This window comes from Mycobacterium sp. NGS66 (assembly GCF_059812225.1).
The window spans coordinates 1-20,751 of sequence record NZ_JCALCG010000015.1 but is presented as its reverse complement, the minus strand read 5'-3'; the positions used below and the strand labels follow the sequence as shown (position 1 = coordinate 20,751).

Genomic DNA, 20,751 nt, shown 5'->3' with positions numbered 1-20,751 from the left:
ATCGGGTGTTCGACTGGTTGCTGAACGCGTTCGGTCACTCGTGGTGGGCGTATCCGCTGCTTCTCGGCTTCTGTACGTTCGATGCCATTCTTCCCGTGCTGCCCGGCGAGACCGCCCTCATCACGGGAGGAATCCTCGCGGCAAACGGCGCGATGGTGCTCGGCTGGGTGATTGCGATGGGGGCGGTGGGTGCGTTCGTCGGGGACAACCTCGCTTACTGGATTGGCCGGTCTGCCGAGGGCTGGGCTCGCCGCTGGATCACTCGCGGCGAGAAGGGCGAACGGCGGCTGGAATGGGCGCATCGGGAATTGGACCGCCACGGGGGCTCCCTGGTGATCGCGGCGCGGTTCGTTCCAGGCGGTCGCACAGCGATGACGGTTGCGTGCGGGGTACTGGACTTTCCCTATCGCCAGTTTCTGGCGTTCGACGCGATCGGCGCCGTCGTGTGGGCAACTGTCAACACGATGATCGGCATTGTCGGCGGCCAAGCGTTCGCCCACAACGCTGTCGCCGCGTTCGCGACGTCCTTTGCCGTCGCACTGACTCTGGCAGGGGTCATTGAGCTGTCCCGCTGGATTCTGCGGCAAACTGCTCGGCGATAGAAAACGGGTGCTTTGCTACTGGAGTACTACTCAAGTAGCATTCGGGTATGAAGCTTAGCATCAGTCTGTCCGATGATGACGTAGCCATCTTGGACGCGTACGTCGAAAGAACGGGGCTGCCGTCCCGCTCGGCAGGCATGCAGCACGCGGTGCGGATGCTGCGTTATCCAACTCTCGAAGACGACTATGCCGATGCTTGGGCGCAGTGGGCCACCGCAGAGGATGCCGATGCGTGGGAAGGCGCCGTAGGGGACGGCATCGGCGATGTTGCGCGGTGAAATCTGGCAAGTCGACCTGGACCCCGTCCGCGGCCATGAGGCAAATAAACAACGTCCTGCGATCATCGTCAGCAACGACAGGGCGAACGCTACGGCGGCGCGTCTGCGTCATGGAATGGTCACGGTGGTACCGGTGACACGCAGCACCGCCAAGGTGTATCCGTTTCAGGTTTTGCTGTCCAGCGCGACTGGACTGCGAGTCGCTTCGAAGGCGCAGGCTGAGCAGGTCAGATCGGTTGCGACGCAACGACTATTGCATCGCATAGGCCGGATTTCAAGCAGGGAACTGGCCGAGCTTGACGATTCATTGCGACTCCATCTGGGCCTTTAGCGTTCAGCACTCGAAATCGCTACGCCCGCTGGCTATCTGGGTAATCGGGCGCATGCCGGTGTTGCGCGATTTCACCAAGTGTGACGACGCCCTGGGTAATCTGCGCGGCGAGAGCGTGGGTATCGGCGTTGAGTTGTTCGGCAAGGTTGGCGTTGAGCGCGAGCGTCGCGAAGCCGTGGCTCAGCGACCAGCCCGCCATCACCAGCCCACGAACCTCGTCGTCTGACACCGGCCCCGACCGGTGGGCGGTCAAACTGGCGCGCGCGCTGCCGTAAAGAATCCCGAAGGCTTCGTTTTTGGCCGCAACCAAGGCCGGGTCGTCGCCGCGATAGAGGTAGGGGCGAAACATCACCTCGAAATAGCCGCGGTGCGCCAGCGCGAAGGCTATGTAGGTTTGGCCGCCGCGCAGGAAGCCATCCGGTCCGGTCGCGACGGGCCCGATTGTCTCAGCCGCCATCCGGAATCCCTCCGTGGCCACCGCCGTGAATATTCCGGCCTTATCCCCGAATTGGTACGCGAGTGCGGCGTGCGAGACGCCGGCCCGGCGCGCGATCCGTCGCATGCTCACTGCGGCGACGCCGACAGTTTCGACTTCTTGCACGGCGCCATCAATCGCAGCGCGTTCAAGCTGCCCGTGGTGGTACGGCCGTCTCTCACTGGATGTCATCGAGTGTCAGGATAGCGAAGCGATCTGACCATTGATAAGTTCTCGGCGAACCGGCAGACTTACCAATGGTAAGAAAGTGTGACGAGGGGAGGCGGAGCCATGTACGACGTCGTGGTCGTAGGCGCCCGATGTGCGGGCTCACCATTGGCGGCCATGCTGGCGCGACGCGGTCTGCGGGTGTGCGTGCTGGATCGGGCGCGGTTTCCCAGCGAAACACCCTCCACCCATGTCATTCAGCCGTGTGGGGTGGAGATTCTCGACGAAATCGGTGTGCTCGACTCCGTCCTGGCTCACGGCGCGGTGCCGCTGGATCACTTCACACTGGTCTACGAGGACGTCCGCATCGAGGCGGCACTGGACGTCGTGCGCTCTGCCACCCCCGGCTTGTGCATGCGGCGCGCGGCGCTGGATGCACTGCTGATCGAGGCGGCTGCGGCGGCGGGCGCCGAGGTGCGCACCGGATGCCGGGTGACCGGGGTGCTCACCGACGACACCGGTCGTGTGACGGGCGTGCAAACACCCGAGGGCCCGGTGACAGCCCGCGTGACGGTCGGTGCCGACGGGCGCCATTCGATCGTCGCCGCCTCAACCGGAGCCGCTAAATATCTGGTCACCCCGCCCGGGCGAATACCGGCCTGGGGCTACTTCGCCGGCGTCGCCGATACCGAAGCGCGGTTGCGGATCGGCCGGATAGGCGATCTGGCGTTTCTGGCCAGTCCGACCGATGGCGGCCTGTACCTGGCCGGAATCGCCATCGACGTTGCCGTTGCCCGCGAGTTCCACGCCGACCGAGAACGCGCCTTCGCCGCCGGCCTTGCACAATGGCCGGAGTTGGCCGACCTCTTGGCTGGGGCTAAGCGGCAGGGCCCGATTCGTGTGATGAGCGACTGGCACGGCTACTTTCGTCGCAGCGCCGGCCGCGGATGGGCGTTGGTCGGCGATGCCGGGCACTTCAAAGACTTCACGCCCGCACAGGGCATCGCGGATGCGCTGCGCCAGGCGAAAACACTCGCCGCATCCATCGCTACCGGCCTCGAGCTAGGCGAAACGGACGCTCAACTGCGCAACTGGTGGCGATGGCGCGACCGCGATGCATACGCAATGTATTGGCTGGCAAGGGACATGGGTGTGCCGGCACCGGCAACGCCGCTGGTAACCAGCATCATGCGGCAGGTCGCGCGCAGCGAGGAGGCCACTGGGCAACTGCTGCGGGTGCTCAACCATGAACTGCCTCCAGCGAAGCTGTTCACCATGGCCCGGCTCGCGAGGGCCGCCGCCTGCGCACTGCATGAACAGCCACGCCAAATCCCAGCCACGCTCACCGATATCGTCCGCGCGGTCAAAGACGAGATCAGCCGCGCGGCAACCCGTTACCGGCTGGACAGCCGCCAGCCCGCGCTGCGGTAGGTGTCCACCATTCGGAGGACAACAGCATTCAACCGTCTGGGCGTCGCGAAGCCACGGTCGTAACGCGCAGCATCGGTCCATGGACGAATCGATCCGTAACGCAGCGGCCATGCAGATCGGAAAGCACCGGGGACTGCTGCGCTCGGCCCGTCGCGGCAAGGTATTGAGCGCAATCATGCTGCCGCTGCTTCGTATCTCACCTGCCGCCGGGTTCGGAGTGCTCACGACAACCGGGCGCAAGACTGGAAAAGCGCGCAGCAAGTGCGTCCGCGCGATACGCCGCGCAGAACGCGTGTATCTGGTCGCGCTGCGACCGCCTCATGTCGCGGTGGAGACGCCCGGGGCTGTGCACGCCTGGGTCTGGAACATCCGCAGCGATCCGCGGGTTCGGTTGCGCATGTCTGGCGGCACGTTCGACGGCTTCGCCCGTGAGATCACCGATTGCGCCGAGCGCGAGCGGGCGCGAAGGGCAATCTGCGACACCGTCAATCCCCTCGACTACGCCGAGTGCGCACTGCACCTGCGCGGTTTACCGACTCGCGCCAAAGTCCAGGAGTTGCACCGCTATTGGTTCTCGACCGGCATTCCGGTCGCGGTCGATCTAAAGGAGACACCAGCATGACTACCACTACCAGCACCCCGGGCCCGGGCGTGACGATCAACCCGTATCTGAACGGGAACTACGCGCCGGTGCAGCGCGAAATCACTGCCACTGACCTCGACGTCACCGGCACGATTCCGGACCATCTCAACGGCCGCTACCTGCGCATCGGACCGAACCCGATAGGAAATCCGGATCCTGACCATTATCAGGTGTTCCTGGGCGACGGTATGGTGCACGGGCTGCGTTTGCGGAACGGCAAGGCCCAGTGGTACCGCAACCGTTGGGTGCGCTCAGCCCACGTGGCGCGGCGGCTCGGCGAGCCGTGGCATGGTGGGCCGCGATATGGCGGCTTCGACTTCGCGGGCAACACCAACGTCATCGGCCATGCGGGCCGAACGTTGGCCCTCACCGAATCGGGTGTGCGCCCTTATGAATTGAGCGACGAACTCGAAACAGTGGGTCCGTCGGATTTCTGTGGGACTCTTTTCGGGGGCTACAGCGCTCACCCCAAGCGTGACCCGATAACCGAAGAACTGCACGCAGTGTCCTACAACCCGTTGCGCGGCAATATCGTTCGGTACTCCGTCACCGGCGTGGACGGCAGGGTTCGACACACGGTTGACATCCGGCTCGACACCCAGACGTTAATGCACGACTTCTCGCTCACCGAAAGGTACGTGGTGCTCTACGACCTCCCGGTGGCGCTGGACCTCGGGTCTCGGTTATCCAGCCGGCCGGCCAAAGCGGTCGCGGGCTGGCTGACTCGGTTCGCCCAGCGCCATGCCGCACCGGATTTCGTGCTCCGGGCGGCGATGCGGGGATCCGAGCAAGGATCTCCGCCTGACTTCGGCCTGCCCTACCGTTGGGCGCCCGAGCGACCGGCTCGTGTGGGCGTCATGCCGCGGGAGGGTACTGCGGACGACATCCGTTGGCTCGAGGTGCCGCAGTGCTTTATCTTCCATCCGCTCAATGCCTACGATGCCGGCGATACGGTGGTGCTCGACGTCGTCCGTCATCCGTCGGTGTTCGCCAGCGGTCTCGCCCTCGTGCCCGACACCCGGACCTTGGATCGGTGGACGGTTGACGTCGTGGCCGGCACCTTCACCGAAGAGCGGCTCGACGATACTTCACAGGAATTCCCTCGGGTCGACGAGCGGTTGGTCGGCCGGCGCCACCGCTATGGATACGCCGTCGGATACGCACCGGGATCTGCGGGCATCAGTGAGCCGAACGCAATCCTCAAACACGACACCATGACTCGCAGCACACGCACTCTCTCATTCGGCCCGGGGTGTGAACCCGGTGAGTTCGTGTTCGTCCCCGCGGGACCGGATGCGGGCGAGGACGACGGCGTGGCGATGGGCTTCGTCTACGACCGTGCGCGCGATGTCAGCGATCTTGTGCTGCTCGATGCCCAGACCCTCGAGACCGTCGCCGCCGTGCACATCCCCGCCCGGGTACCACACGGTTTCCACGGCAATTGGGTGCCCGCCGACGGATAGCATCGCTTGATGGACGACGCCGCTCCGGCCCGGCGACAGGCCAACGAATGGTACTGGCTGTGGGATGCCTATGTCGTCGGCCTGTGCGGCGCCGCCATCGTGGCCGTGATGTTGTTGAACCACCGCTTCCCTGGAAACGTATTCGTGGCCACTGCGGCCCTGTCCGGCATCGCGATCTGCATGCTGACCACGGGGCGCCGGGTCATCCAGGCCGACAACGTCGACTGGCGCACGGTGCTGTTCCTGACCACGGTGGTGGCACTATGGGTGACCGCCGTGGGGTCATCGCCGGTCGCCGTTGCCGCAGTACCGGCGCTTTATCCGTTGCTCTTCGCAACGCTGCCGCTTGCCGCGGCACTGGTCGTGACCACCGCGGTCAACCTGGTGCCCCTGGGCATCACGCTGCTGACCGAAGGCACCCGATCGCCCGACCTGGCCGGGGCGATTGCCGTGACACTGGTCGGCCTGGTGGCGGCACCAGTGATCGGCACGGTAATCATGACGTCGATGCGGCAGCGAGCCAGGTTGGCCCACCTCGTCAACGAACTCGAGGCCAGCCGGGCCGAATCCGCCCGCCTATCGCGGGAAGCCGGCGTGGCCGCCGAGCGCGAACGGCTGGCCAGGGAGATCCACGACACCCTGGCGCAAGGGTTCACCAGCATCGTGGCCCTCGCCCAAGCCGTCGACGCCGAACTCGACAGCAAGCCGACAGCCGCACGTGAGCACGTCGAGCTGATCCGAAACACCGCCAGAGAGAATCTGGCCGAGGCCCGCGGCATGGTCGCAGGATTGTCGCCAACGGACCTCGGTGAGGGTTCCCTGCCCGCAGCGGTGCAGCGTCAATGTGACCGGCTTTCCGTCGAAAGGGGGATCACCGTGACCACAGTCATCGACCGGCCCCTTCCGGCACTGGCCATGGCCACCGAGGTGGTGCTCTTGAGGGCCGCCCAAGAGGCGCTGACGAACGTGGGCAAACACTCACAGGCATGCGAGGTGCGTGTCGAGCTGTCGTCAGTCGATCGCAGTGTTCGATTAACCGTGGCGGACAACGGAATTGGTCTTAAGCAGGACCACGTCGAAGGATTTGGCCTGCGCGGCATGCGGGCCCGCGTCGCGCAAGTCGGCGGAATCCTGTCGATGTCACCGACCCCCGGCGGGGGAGTAACCGTAGCGATCGAGGTGCCGACATGACCACCGTCCTGATCGTCGATGACCACCCGGTGGTGCGGGAGGGATTGCGTGGCATGATCACCGCCGAGAACGACCTCACCGTCGTCGGTGAGGCGGGTTCGGGTGCCGAGGCGGTTGCATTGTCCCAGTCGCTGCACCCCGACGTGGTGCTCATGGACCTTCGAATGCCCGACGGCGACGGCGTCACTGCAACCGAGCAGATCCTGGCGGCCTTGCCGCAAACTCGGATCCTTGTGGTCACCACCTACGACACCGACGCCGACATCCTGCGCGCCGTCGAGGCCGGTGCGGCGGGTTACCTACTCAAGGACGCCTCTCGAACCGAGCTGACCGCCGCCGTGCGCGACGCAGCCCGCGGCAAGACCGTGCTCACTCCGTCGGTGGCGCACCGGCTGGTCAGGGCCGTCCGGCAGCCCCCGGCGAGCAGCTTGTCAGCGCGCGAAGTCCAGGTGCTCGCCCTGGTAGCGAAAGGAAAGACCAACGCACAGATTGGCAGCGAGCTGCACATCAGCGAGGCGACGGTGAAAACCCACCTGCTGCGAGCCTTCAACAAGCTGGGTGTCTCCGACCGCACCGCCGCCGTCACCAGCGCCATAGCTCTCGGCCTACTCACCTGAGCCCAGATCGTTGTCGGCCAGGATTAGGTGGCCTTCGATAGGGTTAACCAGATGTTCGTGGCCCGCGACGAGGTTCGCCTGAGACGATCACGCGACACGGCAGTGAACTCTGGCAGATCGTCCTGCTCGAATCCTGCTCACAGCGCCAGAGGTGGGACGGAAGTGCAGCATGACTGCTAGTGATCCCGCGCAGGACAATCCCGAGGCGATCACCCTGGGCCTGCACGACGCTGCGCCGACCCATCTCATGGATGCGATGGCCCACGATGTGGAACTCGAATTGGGTTGGGGCCGACTAATTTTCGGCCAAACCTTCGCTGATCCCGGCGTGGTGGCCGAGGCACTTCGCCGGGAAGCGCCGGGCCGGCGCGACATCTGCATCTATGCCCGTGAAGCCCATGTGATCGTCGCGAAAGCCCCGGACGAACTGTTCATCGATCCCAGTCACACCTATCGACTCCGCTTCACTGATCCGCCGGCGGACGAAGACCGATCGTCGCCGCTACCTGGCGTGACGATGCGCACCCTGAACGACCCACACGACGCCGATGCCATGAATCGTGTCCTGGTTCGCTGCGGCATGGTCCCCGCACCCGTCGACACGATCTGGCACAACCATCTACATGCCGACGCGGTGACATATCTGCTTGCGGTGCGCGACGACGACGGCGCGGTCGTGGGCACCGTGACCGGCGTCGACCACGAGTTGCTCTTCTCCGATCCGGAGCACGGGTCCAGCATGTGGACCTTGGCGGTGGATTCGGCGGCCGGACTGCCGGGTATCGGTGAAGCCTTGACGCGAAAGTTGGCTGAGCACTTCCGAAACCTGGGCCGCGCCTATCTGGATCTGTCCGTCGCACACGACAACGCCGCCGGGATTGCCCTGTATGAGAAGCTCGGTTTCCGGCGCGTTCCGGTGTTGGCGATCAAGCGGAAGAACGCGATCAACGAGCCGCTGTTCACCCCGACGCCCGAGACCATCGACGACCTCAATCCCTACGCGCGGATCATCGCCGAAGAGGCGCTGCGCCGGGGGATCCGCGTGGAGGTGCTTGACGCCGAGACCGGCGAGATGCGCCTGACCCTCGGTGGCCGTAGCGTGATCACCCGAGAGTCGCTGTCCGAGTTCACTTCTGCCGTCGCCATGTGCCGGTGCGACGACAAGCGCTTGACGCGCCGACTCGTCGCCGCAGCCGGCATCACCGTGCCACGTGCGCGGCTGGCGACCTTCGACGACGACGACTACGCGTTTGCCAGAGAGGTCGGGGAAGTCGTCGTCAAGCCGACGCGTGGAGAACAGGGCAAAGGCATCACCGTCGGCGTCACCGTCGAGAACGGCCCCGACGAGCTCGCCACCGCTCTGACGCACGCCCGTGAGCAACACCCGGAGGTGCTGCTCGAGCAGATGGTTGCCGGGAACGACCTTCGCTTGGTCGTCATTGACGGCCGGGTGGTGGCCGCCGCCGTACGGATGCCGGCGGAGGTCATCGGCACCGGCAAGCACAGCGTGCGGGAACTCATCGCGGCCGAGAGCCGCCGCCGGTCTGCGGCTACCGACGGTGAGTCTCGAATTCCGCTCGACGACACCACCGAGGCGACGGTCGCGGAAGCCGGATGGACGTTAGACGATGTGTTGCCCGAAGGAACCCGGCTGCTGGTGCGACGGACCGCCAACTTGCATCAGGGCGGAACGATCCACGATGTCACTGCCGAGGTGAACCCGGAGCTGTGCCGGGTCGCGGTGGCGGCAGCTGAGGCGATCGGCATCCCGGTCACCGGCATCGACTTGCTGGTCCCGGACGTCCGCGGCGACGAATACGTCTTCATCGAGGCCAACGAGCGGCCAGGTCTGGCCAATCATGAACCACAGCCCACCGCAGCGGCTTTCGTCGATTTTCTATTTCCCGGTAAGCACGGCCAGTCGCCGGCCTGGACACCAGAGAATGCGGATTGACGTTTCATGCCGCGGCGGTCAGATACTCCTTCGAAAGCACCAGCGCGGTAACTGCGGCGACAACCAACACGTAGACCGGCAACAGATGCTCGAAGTGCGTGTAGCCCACTGCGAAATGAATCACCAGCACAGGAACCGTGCCGAAGGCGCAACCAAGGAGCAGACACCACCACACCCAGCGCTGCCCGCGCCGCCAGCCCCACATGCTGATCAACATCACCGCCAGCCCGGCACCGATCAGCGCGCCGCCAAAACCGGCCCGGTCATGAGCGATGAACGGCAACAGATGAGCGTTCGCATACCGCAGATGTTCGGCGTCGGTCTCCATGAAGTCCAGGTCGGTAGGCACGAAGACGGTCGTCATACCGACGATGGAGATCACGAACCCGGCCACCGTCAAGCCGCCGCCGACGCCGATCATGAGCAACTGACCCCATAGCGCCCGTAGCCGCTGCGGCTCGGGTCCTTCAACGACCGGCGGCCAGTGTGGGTCGGGGAGGCGCCGACAGACCGCGACCACCAGGAGTGGAAAAAGCGTGACGACGACGAGGGTGTGCAGCGGCTCCACGAATCCGCCGGTGCCGAAGAGATAGAAGTAACTGCCGAACGCGACGAGTCCGGAGATCGCCAGCGCCCGCCGAGCCCACCGATAGCCCTGCCGCATCGCCTGAGCCAGCGCGAGGTAGAGGATTCCGATCCCGATCATGTTGCCCGCCATCGTGATTCGGTCATGCTGGAGGAACCCGATCAGGTGCTGGTTGACGTGATGCAGGTCGGCCACGGTGGCACCGAGGTAGTCGCGGTCGTAGTGCAGCAGTACGGGCCCCAACGCGATCGCCGCGGCGCCGACGCCCGCCACGATCAAGCCGATAGCAACGATCGCGGCATAGAGCCAGCCGGGCCAGCGCCGCGGATCCGGCGGGATGCTGCGCAGCGGCGCCGGGGGAGACGTGGCTGTGGCCGCCTCGATCACCCGGTTGAACCAGCCCGGCCCGGCCGCGATCAACACCGACCGGTCGGCAAGAACCGTCGTCGACGCGTCAGCCAGTGCGTTTACCGCAGGGCCGAGCGCCGGCGTCGACAGTCGCACCACGGGATGGTCGGGTTCGCCGACGGTGGCGGCGTCGACATCCGGCGCAATCACATCGCGTGCCTCTTGGCTGTCGGCGACGACCGTAATGCGGCAGTGTCGGCCGGCGGCCGCGCGACGCACGGTTTCGACGTCGGCCAGTCCGACCGGGTTGATTTCGACGACACCGGCGCCCTGTACCGGGAGCACCGTGACGGCATCTGCCGCGATCCATGGCGGCACCGACGCGCCGAAGCGGCCCGACCACTGCGGCAGCGGGTCCGGGTGGTCGAAAACCACCGGGATCCATCGCCGCCCGCCCGCGTTCCGGATGAGCGTCGCGAGGAATCGCAGCGCCCAGACGCGCGTGCGGCGTTCACCGAAAACGGCCTCGGCGACGGGGCGCAGTGGGTGATAGGTCCAATCCGGCACGCCGCCAATCTTCACACTCCGGCGTAGGCCGCCGTCACGCCTTCCTCGCGGCGGACCCACAGCAACTGTCTGCTGCGCTGGTGTGCGCAGGGTAATGGGCGAAATGTGACGAATTTCAACCGGCAAAAGTGGCGTACGTCACCGCAAATAAGCGGTCGATTCGGCAATGCTGATTGATCGTTTGTGTATCTAACGGCTGGAGCGTGATGGCCAACCTTGACTTTGCCTATGACCTGACCCTCGACGAGGCGCGTCGACGAAGCGCAGTGCTCGACGCGATAGGTGACGACTGGGACCCCATCGCCGTCCTCGCCGAAGAACAGAAGGCCTACGACATGCTGTATTCGGACCTCGATGTTGAGCAGCAGCGGATCTACGACGAGTTGGTGCGCGCCGGCGTCCTTCCCGACAGGACGGCTGATCGTGTTACCGATTGATCCGACAGCCGACCGCAGCCGTCGCGCATGGTTGGCTTGCCCGTGCTGCGATCACGGCGCCAAGTGTGGTAGTTGCCGGGAGCGCCGCAACTGCGACAAGCACTGGCAGTACCTGTTGAGCAACAAGGGGACGTTGGTCCACCTGCAGTGCCCGGATTGCGGATATCTCTGGTCCACCGACACACATCACCGCCGGCGGCGCGCCAGCTGAACGGCGAGGTCGGCCGCCTTACGCTTGCCCGCCGGCCGAGTTCAAGGCCGGTGAGCGATCAGGTGGCTTAACGGCGTGCATACTTAATGCCTCTGGCCACAATGCAATTCGTCCCGAATATGGGGGAGAACCACTCCAACCAGGCTGATGCCAGAGCTATGGTAGCGTAATGGTATGCGTACTACCATCGATAAGGCTGGACGCTTGGTAATCCCAAAGTCACTACGCGAACAGTCGGGCATTACCGCTGGCGAGGTGGAGATATCCCTCGACGGGGCTGCTATCCGCATCGAAAGCGTGGCAGCCGACGCACTCGTCGAAGAGGACGGTCTTCTTATGCTGCCCAGCGGCGGGCCCGAGCTTGACGCCGTCGCGGTCAGGGAGTTGCGTCTTGCCGACCAGCGCTGAACATGTCCTGGTCGACACGAGCGCGGCACTAGCGCTGGTGCAGCGTGAAAACCCATTCCACGTTGCCGCCAGGTCGAGGCTCCTGGCATGCCGCCGGGGAATGTCCGGGCATGCCGCGGTGGAGTTGCTGTCGGTACTCACACGACTTCCGCCGCCACACCGCCTCAGCCCGGCTGCGGCACTCCGGCTAGAGGAGACGAATTTTCCGGAGTCCCGCTTCGTCTCCGCGACAGATACGAGGGCCTTGCTACGGGAGTTTGCCGAAGCCGGCTTGGCGGGCGGCGCGCTTTACGACGGTTTGGTCGGCGCGGCAGCCCGAAAGCACAAGCTACCGCTTATCACGAGCGATCGTAGGGCCGAGCCGACATATCGCGCGCTTGGCGTCAACTACGAGCTGCTGTCGGCGATTTCGCGATGACTTTGACGGGTGCGCGGCCCTGCTGTTGTCGGGCCCTGGTGCGACCATGTGTCTGCATGCGTTGGGACACCCACAGAAAGCGAACCGAAGATGCCTTTGCCGAAGGTAGCGCTGGGCCTCTGCGGCCCAGTCGCAGTCACGCTGATCACTTTCTGGTTCTTAGCCAAGAAGCGCGTTGACATCGTCAGTATCCACACTGAGGTGGAGATCGATACGGCCAGAGAAAAATTGTGGGTCGTGCTTTCAGACTTCGAGGGATATCAGCGCTGGAATCCACTGATGATCGAAATTCAAAATCCGCCAAAGGCCCTGCGTGCGGGAGAGCGGTTGGACTGGAAGTCCCGCATCAAGGACAGAGTGAGAAACTACAACGCGCGGATCGATCTGGTGGCGCCCAACCGCGAGCTCGCCTGGACCGGGCCGATCTCCGGAATGCAAAAGATTTTCTTCTGGGGCGAGCACCGCTTTGTCATCGAAGAACTCGCAACTGGCCGTGTGCGTCTGGTCAACAAAGAACGCTTCGGCGGCCTGCTGACGCTTCCTCTAGCGCGTTACTCGAGACAGGACGTCCGAGCGGCATATGTCGAGGCCAACGAAGCGCTACGGAAGCAGGCCGAGGTGCGAGATATTTAGTCAGTGTAGCGCTAAGTATGTATAGTGACATCGTGAAGACGATCACGATCACGATCCCAGACGAACTCGACGTGCTCGCCGCCGCCGAGGCACGTCGTCGCGGCATTTCCAAATCCGAGTTGATTCGTCTCGGACTCGGCACTGTTCTTACCCAGCCGCTCGATGACTCGGAAGGGGATCTGTGGCGCTCCCTAGCCGGGTTCGGGTCGGGCGATGTCTCCGTGGAGCCTGGCGAGGTCGACGAAATCGTCTACGGCCAGTGAAATTCGCCGACACCGGTTGGTGGGTGGCGTGGGCGTTGCCCGGGGATGCTCGGCACGGAGACGCACTGGCCATGCTAAGAGCTCTCGGACGCACTGAGCAGATTCTAACCACCAATCTTGTTGCGGGCGAGACCTGGACATTCCTGCGCCGCAAGGACAGCCACCGTACCGCGCTCGCCTTTCTCGATCGGCTCGCTACCCTTAGCAAAGCCGAGCGCCTCGTCGTACACCGAGTTACAGAAGAGCAAGAAACCGCGGCTTGGGCTTGGCTCCGCAAGCACGATGAGAGAGCGTATTCCTATGTGGACGCGACCAGCTTTCGCGTCATGCGGGACCGACGGCTGCGCGAAGCCTTAGCCTTCGACCAGGACTTCGCGGCGGCGGGGTTCATAGAGGTCTACGTCAAGAGGTAGAAATCACCGACAGAGCCATTGGGGCACAACGGATTTCAACCGTCGGATACGTCACTGTGACGAACCGCTGGTTGTATATCCATAGTTCGATCGCAGCGAGATCGATATGAGTACTCCTGATGCGCTCGTTGATCTGCCGGAGAAGCGCCGTGGGCCAAGTGATCCCACGAATAGTACGCTGCTGCATTCGCAGGCGGTTAGTGACGAGCATTCCGCACCTGTCGTTGTCAAAACCCAACTGTCACTTGGTCAACCACGCGTCTTCGCGGCCGTAGTCGAAGAAGCGTTGGAAATAGGGGTCGTTGGCTGGCGGTAGAAACCCGCTGCTCGGGCAACCGGTGCAGGCACCCGCGACCAGCCAGTCAATCTCAGCACGCACGGTATCGGCGTAATTGCCGGCGGGCAGGTAACCGAGCCGCTCGGCCGCCGTAACGCGAACAGGGAGCTCGCTTTACGCAGTCGGACAGGTACGACGCTGGCGAGCTGCGCCGGTTGCTCCACGATGGCGCCGATGTCGTGGTCGACTGCGTGGGATACACAGCTGAGCACAGCCGGATGCTTCTTGAGCAGAGCGCGGGTATTGGGTCAGTGGTGTTCATTTCCAGCAAGGCTGTCTACGTCGATGACTGTGGCCGTCATTCCAACTCTGATGAACCGCCCGTGTTCGGTGGTCCGGTGAGCGAGAACCAGACGACGATCGCGCCATCCGACCTCAACTACCGTTCCCGAGAGGGGTATGGCGCCAACAAGGTCGCCGCTGAGCAGGTCCTTTTGGATTCGGGAGTGGCGGTGAGCGTGCTGCGGCCCTCACGCATCCATGGCGTCGGCGCCGCGCGTCCTCGCGAGTGGGTTTTCGTCAAACGCGTGCTCGACGGACGCCGACACGTGTTTCTGGCCCGGTATGGTCGAGGAATCAATCACCCAACTGCTGCGGTGAATCTGGCTGCGCTCGTGCGGATTTGCGCTGAATCGCCGGGCACCCGCATCCTTAACTGCGCAGACCCTGACGCGCCCGATGGCCTGGCGATATGCCGAGCCATCTCCGGCTACCTGACACATGAATGGGAAGAGATCCTGCTCGACGACACTGCACCCGAGGGACTTGGCGACCATCCATGGAACACGTGGCCGCCGTTCATCCTGGCCACTAAGGTCAGGTGAGAAGCGGCTTTCTGATCGACCAGTGCACGTGACGTCCCAACCTGCCCTGACAAGGGCGCGTGCTGACGCCGTGCCCACCAAACCTGTTCCGCCAAGCACGATCACCTTCGCCACCACAGCAGAATAGTGGTGCTGTGAACCTGTCCCAGAGTGGCACAGGCTTGCCCTGCGGCCCAACGTGATTCGTCACGGTGACGTATCGATGACGATGAGCGCGGGGAGGAAGCGGGAGTGTGGATTGGATTCCGCGGTGCGTTGACGTCGGTGGTGCCTCCGCGTCATGCCGAACTCTGTGTCACCGAGGAATGAACGTCTGCCGACGGCGATACCTGCAGCGTTATACGACGCCCGCTCGGCTTCTCACTGATTCTGTTCCGTCCTCACTGGCGCAAATCGGATGAGTACCGCGTCCGATTGCCAAGGGGTGCAGGTTCTTTCAGGCAAACACGGCCTGCATCCTATTGCCGATAAGCGACACTATGTCAAGTAAGCCCGCAGCGGCTGCCGCACGGGATCAGCCCATAGCCCTCTTGGCCATCACTGCCTATCCCCTGCTGCGCCTCCCGATGAAGTGCTCCCAATCGGTGGGATGGTCAGTGTGCGGCGCCGCCGTCGAGAATTAGCGTCGCTCCGGTGAGGTAGCCCCCGTCGTCGCCGGCGAGGTAGACCACTAGGCCGCCTGCGTCGCGTTCGGGGTCGCCCAGGCGGCCCATCGGCAAACTTTGCACCAGTGTTTCGAGATGGTCTTTCTCGTGGTGGGCCAGCGCTTCGGTGAGGATGGCCGGCAAGATGCAGTTCACGGTGATCTGGTGGGGAGCCAATTCATGAGCGGCGGTCAAGGTGAGGCTCCGGATCGCTTCTTTGGTGGCGTTGTAGGGAGCCAACAACGGTTGCGCCGACAAGGCGACTGGCGATCCGAAGTTGATGATCCTTCCGCTGCGTTGCCTTTTCATATGGGGCAGCACCGCTTTCATACCGTGCAGGGTGCCATAGAACCCTGACCGAAAGGTCAGGTCCCATTCCGCGGCGGTGACGTCCTCGAACGGTGTCTTGGGTGGCGAGATGGATTTGAGGTCCGGCCTGCCCCAGGCCTGGGCGGCGTTGACGAGGATGTCGACCGTCCCGAACCTCGCCACCGTCTGCTCGACCGCAGTGTTGACTTGTTCTTCCTCGGCGACGTCGAGGGTGGCGCCGATCGCGGAGCCGCCGTCGCCGGTGATCTCGGTGACGACGTCGTGCACGGTGCTTTCCGTCCGCGACGCGACGGTGACGTGGGCTCCTTCTTTGGCAAGCCGCACAGCGATGCCGCGGCCTATTCCGCGGCCCGCGCCTGTCACGATCGCTACTTTTCCGGTCAACGCTGCCATGGGATCACCTAACGTGGAGTAAGTTTCGTGAGAAATGAGGCGGTGTGGCCGTACTTTGACGCCTCGGGCCAACAGAGGCCATGCCGCGGTTCACGCGTTTGCTAGTACAAGGCCAGTGGGTTAGGCGGCTCAGCTGGTGCGAATTCGCCTCGCCATGCTCGCTCGTGAATGTCCCACGGGCTTGCCCCGGCCTCGCGTGCTTGCACCAGGAGTGCCGGGTCGACGAACTGGCCCAATGGACGATCAGCGAATTCGGGTGAGTGCTGGAGGTGTTCGCTGGCGGTGAGGTTACTGCCGTAGTTATTGACGTTCAGTTCGACACTGTTTTGGTCGGGGTCGAGGTAATAGAACGCTGTTTGGAGGCCTTCGTCGGCGGCAAGGACCGGGGTGATTCCGGCGTCGGACAGTCGTACCCATGAACCGAGTAGTTCGTCGAGGGTCTGGTATTCGAATGCGAAGTGTTGCACGCGCGGGTGTGCGGACCTTCGCGGGTCATCGCTGAGTCCGGGCAGACTCAGAATGGCCATGCGGTGGTGGATTTCGTCGTTGGTGAGCCAGATGGCAATGACTCCGGGGTTATGGGCGTGGTCGGCCCCCGTGGGATTCTCGTTGCGGTGCATCAGGCGCATTCCCAACACGGTCCGGTACCACGCGACCATCTCGTCAGGTCGAGCGGATGTGAGTGCGATGTGCTGGAGACGGGGATGAACGATGACATTGGTGTTCAGCATAAGAAGCCCTCCTAAGAGTGTTAGTTCAAAGTCCAATTGGATCTCGGCATTGCCGTGCAATTTCGTGCGTAGTGGCCAGTTATGCCTGGCCTTGCGCGCCGTCAACGAACAGTTCACCGCCGGAGACGAAGCTGGCCCGGTCGGAGGCGAGGAACACCATTGCTTCGGCGACCTCGTTCGGTTGCCCAATGCGCCCGAGCGGCACACGAGCGGCCTCAGCCTCGAGCACGCGTTGAACGTCTTCAGGGCCCGCTGCCTGCTTCTTGAGCGCTGCGGTTTCGATCGGACCGGGATTGACTGTGTTGACGCGAATCCCGCGTGGACCCAGTTCCACGGCCCAAACCCGGACGAACTGCCGCAGTGCGGCTTTGGACGCCGAATACGCGCCGAAGGATGCCGTTCCTCGAGTCGTCGCGGTCGAACCGGTCACGATAATTGAGGCGCCCTTGTTCAGGAGCGGTAGTGATTTCTGGACGGCAAATACGATGCCACGTAGGTAGCCGACGAACGTTTCCTCGAAATGTTCCAGCGTCAGATCTTGCAACGGTGCCAACGAGCCACCGACTGCGGTGGCCACCACGACGTCCAGCCCGGCCTGCCGCGCGCGGATCGCGTCGAATACTCCATCGAGCTCTTCGACGTTGGTGACATCATTGCGAATAGCAGTAACCGCATCGCCGTATTCAGAAGCGAGCGCGTCCAATTCAGCCTGTCGACGACCAGTGACAAAAACATGGGCCCCTTCGGCGACGAACCGCTCCGCCGTCTGCCGCCCGATGCCTGAGGTCGCCCCGATCACCAACGCCGTCTTGCCGGCGAGCTCACCCATAACTTTGCTCCGTCTCCATACGTAGGTCACCGTCGGCGCCTACCGAATCGGTTTGCTGCGCACCGGCGCGAGCCTGCTTGCGCTGCTCGAGGGTCGGCATCGGCTGATTCCTCACTTCCACAATTGGAGTCCCCTTTCCACTTAGCGTACACTAAGTGGAAAGGACGTTCCAGTTAACCTGGTGATGCGCGGATGAGGAGTCAGGTCGATGAGGTGCACGGCGTTCGGGGCGACCGGAGGTATCGGTCGCCTGGTCGTCGACCAGCTGTTGGCGGCAGGGCATGACGTGATGGCCTATGTGCGGGCGCCGCAGAAGCTGGGAATTACCCACGCCAGGTTGACGGTGTTAGGCGGTGAATTGTCCGATCACACGGCGGTTACTGAGGCGATTGCCGGCGCCGACGTCGTGATCAGCGCCCTCGGCCCTTCCTTGGATCGCCGTGTCCGCGGGACAGCATTGTCCGACGGCACTCACGCCATCGTCGCGGCCATGCGTGCCAACGGGGTGCGCCGACTGATCGCATTGGCCACTCCCTCGGTAACGGACCCGCGCGACCGTCCGACACTTCGGGGCCGGATCATCCCGGTAATCGCCCGTGTGTTGTTCCCGAACGGGTTCGCCGAGATCGTTTCGATGACCCAGGCCATCACTGCTTCGGATCTGGATTGGACTGTCGCGCGTATCATCCGCCCGATCGACAAACCGGCCAAAGGGACGGCCCGCTCGGGTTTCCTCGGTGTCGACGAGGTGGGCTGGACGATGACCCGGGCAGACATCGCGGCATTCATGGTCGCCCAGATCGCCGACAGACGCTATGTGCGAGCCCTTCCGGCTATCAGCAACTAAACACGCTGTGCACCAACGCAATCACATTCACGAACAGGAAAACCCATGAGTGGCCGCAGCTGCTGCGCTAGCCGAGCAGAGCGTCGTGAAGTTTGTTTCCACCACCAGATCCCCCTGGCTGAGCGCGCCGAGGCGTGGAAGATCAGTGGAGCCGGACATGTTTGAGGGAAACCCATCGTCATACCGTGATATGCGAGCGCTGCTACCGCCGGCGACGACTGTATTCGAGACAGGACTAGTAATGACTACTCAGATCTCGGCGCCGATTCCCGTATCGCCCTCGACGCCAACCACCGCAAAGTACTGCCTTAAGGTGCGGCCGTGACAGCCTTGCCCGGCCCGACCGAGTCGCCGAACCTGCGACGGGACGCCGCCCGCAACCGTGCCGCTGTCCTGCATGCCGCTCGACGCGTTTTCGCCGAACAAGGTCTTGATGTCGCGATGGCCGAGATCGCCCGACAAGCCGGAGTCGGTATCGCGACCCTCTTTCGCCACTTCTCGACCCGCGATGACCTGATTACCGCAGTGTTCGACGAGAAGATGGCGGCCTACCTCGACGCAGTGGAGACGGCATTGCGCGACCCCGACCCATGGCACGGTTTCTGCGGTTTTGTCGAGCAGGTGTGCGCAATGCAATGCCAGGACCGCGGATTCAACCACGTGTTGACAATGACGTTCCCCAGTGCATGTGCCTTCGAGGCCAAACGATCAGCAGCCATTCGAGGGTTCAAAACCCTTATCTCCAAAGCCAAATCGACCGGGCGCTTGCGCAGTGACTTCCGACATCAGGACCTCGTGGTCTTCCTGATGGCCAATGCAGGAGTCGTCTCCAGCACCGCTGAGATTGCTCCCGCGGCCTCGGCGCGGCTGGTCAGCTATCTGATCGCCGCCTGCGACACCGCCCACCACCACACTCTCGCACCGGCCCCCAACGCTAACGCTGTTCAAGAAGCTATGCGGCGCAACAGCTCTGATTGAACTGATCAAGGGCCGCTGGTTTAGCGCCACCCCCACGGTCACCGAGCACAGAGCCGAACTGCTCTCGCCGGATTCGCTCGGCCCCCTACATTCTCTGCTCCACACGGCAGCAATACGGCGGAACCGAATACGGCGGGTTACCAGTAAACTATGCCGTTTTCTGTTGTTGCCCAACGTGTTTGATAATCCACTACTCCTCCGCTGTTGACTGAGGTCGACCGCCTAGTGACGGTGCGGATGAGTAACCGATCGGAGTTCTAGTCGTGGGATTCCCGCGAAGTCTGCTGGATTGCAGGTGTAGAGCGGCACCGCATATGCGATTGCGCTCGCTGCGATGAGTGCGTCGTACGCTCGCGCAGCCTGTTTGCGCCCCGACGCGCGCAGAGCTGCCGCTACGCCGCCAAAAGCCCGCGCGCAGTCCCCGTCGAATGGAAGGACGTCAAAGTCAGCCTCGGCTTGTTGCAGGTGCTGCTGACGGGCCCCGCGCTCGGCATGGTCGTGCGCGACGTGCGGACCCACGGACAGCTCGGCTAGTGTTATCGCGCTGATCACAGATTCGTCAGGAAGCTCGGCCGCGTCAGATATCTGGCCAAGAAGAATCACTGTGGAGGTATCGAGCATCCCCACGTTGGAGGGTTCTGTCATAGCGACGGGTCGATCAGGTCGTCGATTTCGCGCCGGAGCGTGTCTGGGTTCACCTGTGGAAGATTTTTCCGGCGACGAATCAGCTCGGTTGGGCCGGCGCTGGAACGGGGTAGGGGGCGAAGCTCCGCTACCGGTGTGCCGTCACGGGTGATGACGATGCGCTCGCCGCGCTCAACACGGCGTAGAACATCTCCCCCGCTGTTGCGGAGTTCGCGCACTGTCACTGTGTCCATGCGACGAGTGTATCACCGGTGAGACCACGATGTACGGCTCTGCATGGTGCTTGCTGCAGGAAAGTAAGCGATCGGACCGAAATCCGCACTGCCCCATAGCGTTCTGCATCGCGGACCTTCTCCGAGACTGGGTCGTGGCCAAGTATCGGGCACCCGTGACCTCGACTAACGCCGCAACTCCGGCGAGGGACGACATGCCCACCGCGAGCCCCCGAACAAGCTGCACCTCGGCAGTTAGCACCGCATCAAACTGAGGCCCGTCGGGGCGTCCGACATCAATACCGGACTGGGTCGAGCGCTTCAGCGTTGCCGGATTCGCAGGCCGTCGCTCACGGTGGCGATATAGACGGAGAGAAGGTGGTCGATGGCTTCGGGGCTGGCGTGCAGGCCGCCGGGGCGCCACGCCAGGGCGAGTAGGCCGTTGAGAGCGGCCCACAATGCGGTGGCGAGGTCATCGGGATCGAGGTCGGTGCGAACGACGCCGTTCTGAATGCCTTCACGGATCACGTCGGCGAGGCGAGCA

At 63.6% G+C, this 20,751-nt stretch carries 28 protein-coding genes; 18 read left to right on the top strand and 10 right to left on the bottom strand.

Annotated elements, in window-relative coordinates:
• The first annotated feature begins 5 nt into the window (after nt 1-5).
• From AC5Y2L_RS23100 to AC5Y2L_RS23090, 3 genes are read left to right on the top strand one after another with little or no spacing between them, the layout of a single operon-like run.
• Nucleotides 6-602 (top strand): DedA family protein, encoded by a 597-nt coding sequence (locus AC5Y2L_RS23100; RefSeq protein WP_499931408.1) that lies wholly within the window; start codon nt 6-8, stop codon nt 600-602.
• 47 nt (nt 603-649) lie between these two features.
• Nucleotides 650-880 carry a ribbon-helix-helix domain-containing protein gene (locus AC5Y2L_RS23095; RefSeq protein ID WP_499931405.1) on the top strand — a complete coding sequence of 77 codons (231 nt, stop codon included), beginning with the start codon at nt 650-652 and terminating at the stop codon, nt 878-880.
• The gene (locus tag AC5Y2L_RS23090; protein ID WP_499931403.1) at nt 867-1,211 is read left to right on the top strand and encodes a type II toxin-antitoxin system PemK/MazF family toxin; all 345 of its coding nucleotides are present in this window, start codon (nt 867-869) and stop codon (nt 1,209-1,211) included. The genes AC5Y2L_RS23095 and AC5Y2L_RS23090 overlap by 14 nt, the downstream gene beginning before the upstream one ends.
• Nucleotides 1,212-1,230: 19 nt before the next feature.
• Here AC5Y2L_RS23090 and AC5Y2L_RS23085 read toward each other — a convergent pair whose 3' ends face one another.
• Nucleotides 1,231-1,878: a TetR/AcrR family transcriptional regulator gene (locus tag AC5Y2L_RS23085; protein WP_499931401.1), complete on the bottom strand. Its 648-nt coding sequence runs from the start codon at nt 1,876-1,878 to the stop codon at nt 1,231-1,233.
• A 99-nt stretch (nt 1,879-1,977) separates the two neighbouring features.
• Between AC5Y2L_RS23085 and AC5Y2L_RS23080 the strand changes: the two genes are divergently transcribed.
• The 6 genes from AC5Y2L_RS23080 to ngg all read left to right on the top strand — a co-directional run bounded on the left by AC5Y2L_RS23080 (nt 1,978) and on the right by ngg (nt 9,153).
• Complete coding sequence (locus AC5Y2L_RS23080; RefSeq protein WP_499931399.1) at nt 1,978-3,285, top strand: NAD(P)/FAD-dependent oxidoreductase; 1,308 nt, start codon at nt 1,978-1,980, stop codon at nt 3,283-3,285.
• A 79-nt stretch (nt 3,286-3,364) separates the two neighbouring features.
• Complete coding sequence (locus AC5Y2L_RS23075; protein WP_499931397.1) at nt 3,365-3,907, top strand: nitroreductase family deazaflavin-dependent oxidoreductase; 543 nt, start codon at nt 3,365-3,367, stop codon at nt 3,905-3,907.
• Nucleotides 3,904-5,391: a carotenoid oxygenase family protein gene (locus tag AC5Y2L_RS23070; RefSeq protein WP_499931394.1), complete on the top strand. Its 1,488-nt coding sequence runs from the start codon at nt 3,904-3,906 to the stop codon at nt 5,389-5,391. The genes AC5Y2L_RS23075 and AC5Y2L_RS23070 overlap by 4 nt, the downstream gene beginning before the upstream one ends.
• A 9-nt stretch (nt 5,392-5,400) precedes the next feature.
• Nucleotides 5,401-6,582 (top strand): histidine kinase, encoded by a 1,182-nt coding sequence (locus AC5Y2L_RS23065; protein WP_499931391.1) that lies wholly within the window; start codon nt 5,401-5,403, stop codon nt 6,580-6,582.
• On the top strand, nt 6,579-7,199 hold the full coding sequence (locus AC5Y2L_RS23060) for a response regulator (RefSeq protein WP_499931389.1): 621 nt from the start codon (nt 6,579-6,581) through the stop codon (nt 7,197-7,199). Before AC5Y2L_RS23065 ends, AC5Y2L_RS23060 begins: the two co-directional genes overlap by 4 nt.
• Before the next feature lie 169 nt (nt 7,200-7,368).
• Nucleotides 7,369-9,153 carry an N-acetylglutaminylglutamine synthetase gene (gene ngg / locus AC5Y2L_RS23055; protein ID WP_499931386.1) on the top strand — a complete coding sequence of 595 codons (1,785 nt, stop codon included), beginning with the start codon at nt 7,369-7,371 and terminating at the stop codon, nt 9,151-9,153.
• A 4-nt stretch (nt 9,154-9,157) separates the two neighbouring features.
• Here the strand turns inward: ngg and AC5Y2L_RS23050 are convergent, their stop codons facing one another.
• Nucleotides 9,158-10,654, bottom strand: a complete 1,497-nt coding sequence (locus AC5Y2L_RS23050) for a hypothetical protein (RefSeq protein WP_499931384.1) — start codon at nt 10,652-10,654, stop codon at nt 9,158-9,160.
• Between the two features lie 206 nt (nt 10,655-10,860).
• On the opposite strand from AC5Y2L_RS23050, the gene AC5Y2L_RS23045 reads away from it, so the two are divergent.
• From AC5Y2L_RS23045 to AC5Y2L_RS23020, 6 genes are all read left to right on the top strand, one after another.
• Nucleotides 10,861-11,091, top strand: a complete 231-nt coding sequence (locus AC5Y2L_RS23045) for a DUF6400 family protein (RefSeq protein ID WP_499931382.1) — start codon at nt 10,861-10,863, stop codon at nt 11,089-11,091.
• 385 nt (nt 11,092-11,476) lie between these two features.
• Nucleotides 11,477-11,710 carry an AbrB/MazE/SpoVT family DNA-binding domain-containing protein gene (locus tag AC5Y2L_RS23040; protein ID WP_499931379.1) on the top strand — a complete coding sequence of 78 codons (234 nt, stop codon included), beginning with the start codon at nt 11,477-11,479 and terminating at the stop codon, nt 11,708-11,710.
• A complete protein-coding gene (locus AC5Y2L_RS23035) occupies nt 11,694-12,128 on the top strand; it encodes a type II toxin-antitoxin system VapC family toxin (protein WP_499944718.1) in 435 nt (144 codons plus the stop codon). The genes AC5Y2L_RS23040 and AC5Y2L_RS23035 overlap by 17 nt, the downstream gene beginning before the upstream one ends.
• A 90-nt stretch (nt 12,129-12,218) precedes the next feature.
• A complete protein-coding gene (locus AC5Y2L_RS23030; protein WP_499931373.1) occupies nt 12,219-12,761 on the top strand; it encodes an SRPBCC family protein in 543 nt (180 codons plus the stop codon).
• Between the two features lie 32 nt (nt 12,762-12,793).
• A complete protein-coding gene (locus AC5Y2L_RS23025) occupies nt 12,794-13,024 on the top strand; it encodes a ribbon-helix-helix domain-containing protein (RefSeq protein WP_499931371.1) in 231 nt (76 codons plus the stop codon).
• Entirely contained in the window at nt 13,021-13,437 is a 417-nt protein-coding gene (locus tag AC5Y2L_RS23020; RefSeq protein WP_499931368.1) for a type II toxin-antitoxin system VapC family toxin, read from the top strand. Before AC5Y2L_RS23025 ends, AC5Y2L_RS23020 begins: the two co-directional genes overlap by 4 nt.
• 241 nt (nt 13,438-13,678) lie before the next feature.
• Here AC5Y2L_RS23020 and AC5Y2L_RS23015 read toward each other — a convergent pair whose 3' ends face one another.
• A complete protein-coding gene (locus AC5Y2L_RS23015; RefSeq protein ID WP_499931365.1) occupies nt 13,679-13,816 on the bottom strand; it encodes a hypothetical protein in 138 nt (45 codons plus the stop codon).
• A 296-nt stretch (nt 13,817-14,112) separates the two neighbouring features.
• Between AC5Y2L_RS23015 and AC5Y2L_RS23010 the strand changes: the two genes are divergently transcribed.
• On the top strand, nt 14,113-14,598 hold the full coding sequence (locus AC5Y2L_RS23010; protein WP_499931363.1) for a hypothetical protein: 486 nt from the start codon (nt 14,113-14,115) through the stop codon (nt 14,596-14,598).
• Nucleotides 14,599-15,191: 593 nt separating this feature from the next.
• Here the strand turns inward: AC5Y2L_RS23010 and AC5Y2L_RS23005 are convergent.
• The 3 genes from AC5Y2L_RS23005 to AC5Y2L_RS22995 all read right to left on the bottom strand — a co-directional run bounded on the left by AC5Y2L_RS23005 (nt 15,192) and on the right by AC5Y2L_RS22995 (nt 17,525).
• Nucleotides 15,192-15,965, bottom strand: coding sequence for an SDR family NAD(P)-dependent oxidoreductase (locus tag AC5Y2L_RS23005; RefSeq protein WP_499931361.1), 774 nt, complete (start codon nt 15,963-15,965; stop codon nt 15,192-15,194).
• Nucleotides 15,966-16,066: 101 nt separating this feature from the next.
• Nucleotides 16,067-16,696, bottom strand: a complete 630-nt coding sequence (locus AC5Y2L_RS23000) for a VOC family protein (RefSeq protein ID WP_499931357.1) — start codon at nt 16,694-16,696, stop codon at nt 16,067-16,069.
• A gap of 79 nt (nt 16,697-16,775) precedes the next feature.
• Nucleotides 16,776-17,525 (bottom strand): SDR family NAD(P)-dependent oxidoreductase, encoded by a 750-nt coding sequence (locus AC5Y2L_RS22995; protein WP_499931354.1) that lies wholly within the window; start codon nt 17,523-17,525, stop codon nt 16,776-16,778.
• A gap of 208 nt (nt 17,526-17,733) precedes the next feature.
• On the opposite strand from AC5Y2L_RS22995, the gene AC5Y2L_RS22990 reads away from it, so the two are divergent.
• Nucleotides 17,734-18,372, top strand: a complete 639-nt coding sequence (locus tag AC5Y2L_RS22990) for an NAD(P)-dependent oxidoreductase (protein ID WP_499931352.1) — start codon at nt 17,734-17,736, stop codon at nt 18,370-18,372.
• Nucleotides 18,373-18,621: 249 nt separating this feature from the next.
• On the opposite strand, the gene AC5Y2L_RS22985 is transcribed toward AC5Y2L_RS22990, so the two are convergent.
• Nucleotides 18,622-18,834 (bottom strand): hypothetical protein, encoded by a 213-nt coding sequence (locus AC5Y2L_RS22985; protein WP_499931350.1) that lies wholly within the window; start codon nt 18,832-18,834, stop codon nt 18,622-18,624.
• Here AC5Y2L_RS22985 and AC5Y2L_RS22980 point away from each other — a divergent pair.
• The gene (locus AC5Y2L_RS22980) at nt 18,814-19,350 is read left to right on the top strand and encodes a TetR/AcrR family transcriptional regulator (protein ID WP_499931348.1); all 537 of its coding nucleotides are present in this window, start codon (nt 18,814-18,816) and stop codon (nt 19,348-19,350) included. The genes AC5Y2L_RS22985 and AC5Y2L_RS22980 overlap by 21 nt on opposite strands.
• Nucleotides 19,351-19,572: 222 nt before the next feature.
• Here the strand turns inward: AC5Y2L_RS22980 and AC5Y2L_RS22975 are convergent, their stop codons facing one another.
• The 3 genes from AC5Y2L_RS22975 to AC5Y2L_RS22965 all read right to left on the bottom strand — a co-directional run.
• A complete protein-coding gene (locus AC5Y2L_RS22975; protein ID WP_499932332.1) occupies nt 19,573-19,971 on the bottom strand; it encodes a type II toxin-antitoxin system VapC family toxin in 399 nt (132 codons plus the stop codon).
• 20 nt (nt 19,972-19,991) lie between these two features.
• Nucleotides 19,992-20,228: a type II toxin-antitoxin system Phd/YefM family antitoxin gene (locus AC5Y2L_RS22970; protein ID WP_499931345.1), complete on the bottom strand. Its 237-nt coding sequence runs from the start codon at nt 20,226-20,228 to the stop codon at nt 19,992-19,994.
• Between the two features lie 300 nt (nt 20,229-20,528).
• Nucleotides 20,529-20,751, bottom strand: a 223-nt coding sequence (locus AC5Y2L_RS22965) for a TetR family transcriptional regulator C-terminal domain-containing protein (RefSeq protein WP_499931343.1), incomplete at its 5' end; no start/stop codon positions are given.

Coding starts and splice junctions, on each gene's coding strand:
- AC5Y2L_RS22970 (WP_499931345.1), bottom strand. CDS start 20,228: ATGGACACAGTGACAGTGCGCGAACTCCGCAACAGCGGGGGAGATGTT.
- ngg (WP_499931386.1), top strand. CDS start 7,369: ATGACTGCTAGTGATCCCGCGCAGGACAATCCCGAGGCGATCACCCTG.
- AC5Y2L_RS23090 (WP_499931403.1), top strand. CDS start 867: ATGTTGCGCGGTGAAATCTGGCAAGTCGACCTGGACCCCGTCCGCGGC.
- AC5Y2L_RS23060 (WP_499931389.1), top strand. CDS start 6,579: ATGACCACCGTCCTGATCGTCGATGACCACCCGGTGGTGCGGGAGGGA.
- AC5Y2L_RS23065 (WP_499931391.1), top strand. CDS start 5,401: ATGGACGACGCCGCTCCGGCCCGGCGACAGGCCAACGAATGGTACTGG.
- AC5Y2L_RS22990 (WP_499931352.1), top strand. CDS start 17,734: ATGAGGTGCACGGCGTTCGGGGCGACCGGAGGTATCGGTCGCCTGGTC.
- AC5Y2L_RS22995 (WP_499931354.1), bottom strand. CDS start 17,525: ATGGGTGAGCTCGCCGGCAAGACGGCGTTGGTGATCGGGGCGACCTCA.
- AC5Y2L_RS22980 (WP_499931348.1), top strand. CDS start 18,814: ATGGCCGAGATCGCCCGACAAGCCGGAGTCGGTATCGCGACCCTCTTT.
- AC5Y2L_RS23030 (WP_499931373.1), top strand. CDS start 12,219: ATGCCTTTGCCGAAGGTAGCGCTGGGCCTCTGCGGCCCAGTCGCAGTC.
- AC5Y2L_RS23085 (WP_499931401.1), bottom strand. CDS start 1,878: ATGACATCCAGTGAGAGACGGCCGTACCACCACGGGCAGCTTGAACGC.
- AC5Y2L_RS23095 (WP_499931405.1), top strand. CDS start 650: ATGAAGCTTAGCATCAGTCTGTCCGATGATGACGTAGCCATCTTGGAC.
- AC5Y2L_RS23005 (WP_499931361.1), bottom strand. CDS start 15,965: ATGGCAGCGTTGACCGGAAAAGTAGCGATCGTGACAGGCGCGGGCCGC.
- AC5Y2L_RS23040 (WP_499931379.1), top strand. CDS start 11,477: ATGCGTACTACCATCGATAAGGCTGGACGCTTGGTAATCCCAAAGTCA.
- AC5Y2L_RS22975 (WP_499932332.1), bottom strand. CDS start 19,971: ATGCTCGATACCTCCACAGTGATTCTTCTTGGCCAGATATCTGACGCG.
- AC5Y2L_RS23080 (WP_499931399.1), top strand. CDS start 1,978: ATGTACGACGTCGTGGTCGTAGGCGCCCGATGTGCGGGCTCACCATTG.
- AC5Y2L_RS23075 (WP_499931397.1), top strand. CDS start 3,365: ATGGACGAATCGATCCGTAACGCAGCGGCCATGCAGATCGGAAAGCAC.
- AC5Y2L_RS23070 (WP_499931394.1), top strand. CDS start 3,904: ATGACTACCACTACCAGCACCCCGGGCCCGGGCGTGACGATCAACCCG.
- AC5Y2L_RS23045 (WP_499931382.1), top strand. CDS start 10,861: ATGGCCAACCTTGACTTTGCCTATGACCTGACCCTCGACGAGGCGCGT.
- AC5Y2L_RS23000 (WP_499931357.1), bottom strand. CDS start 16,696: ATGCTGAACACCAATGTCATCGTTCATCCCCGTCTCCAGCACATCGCA.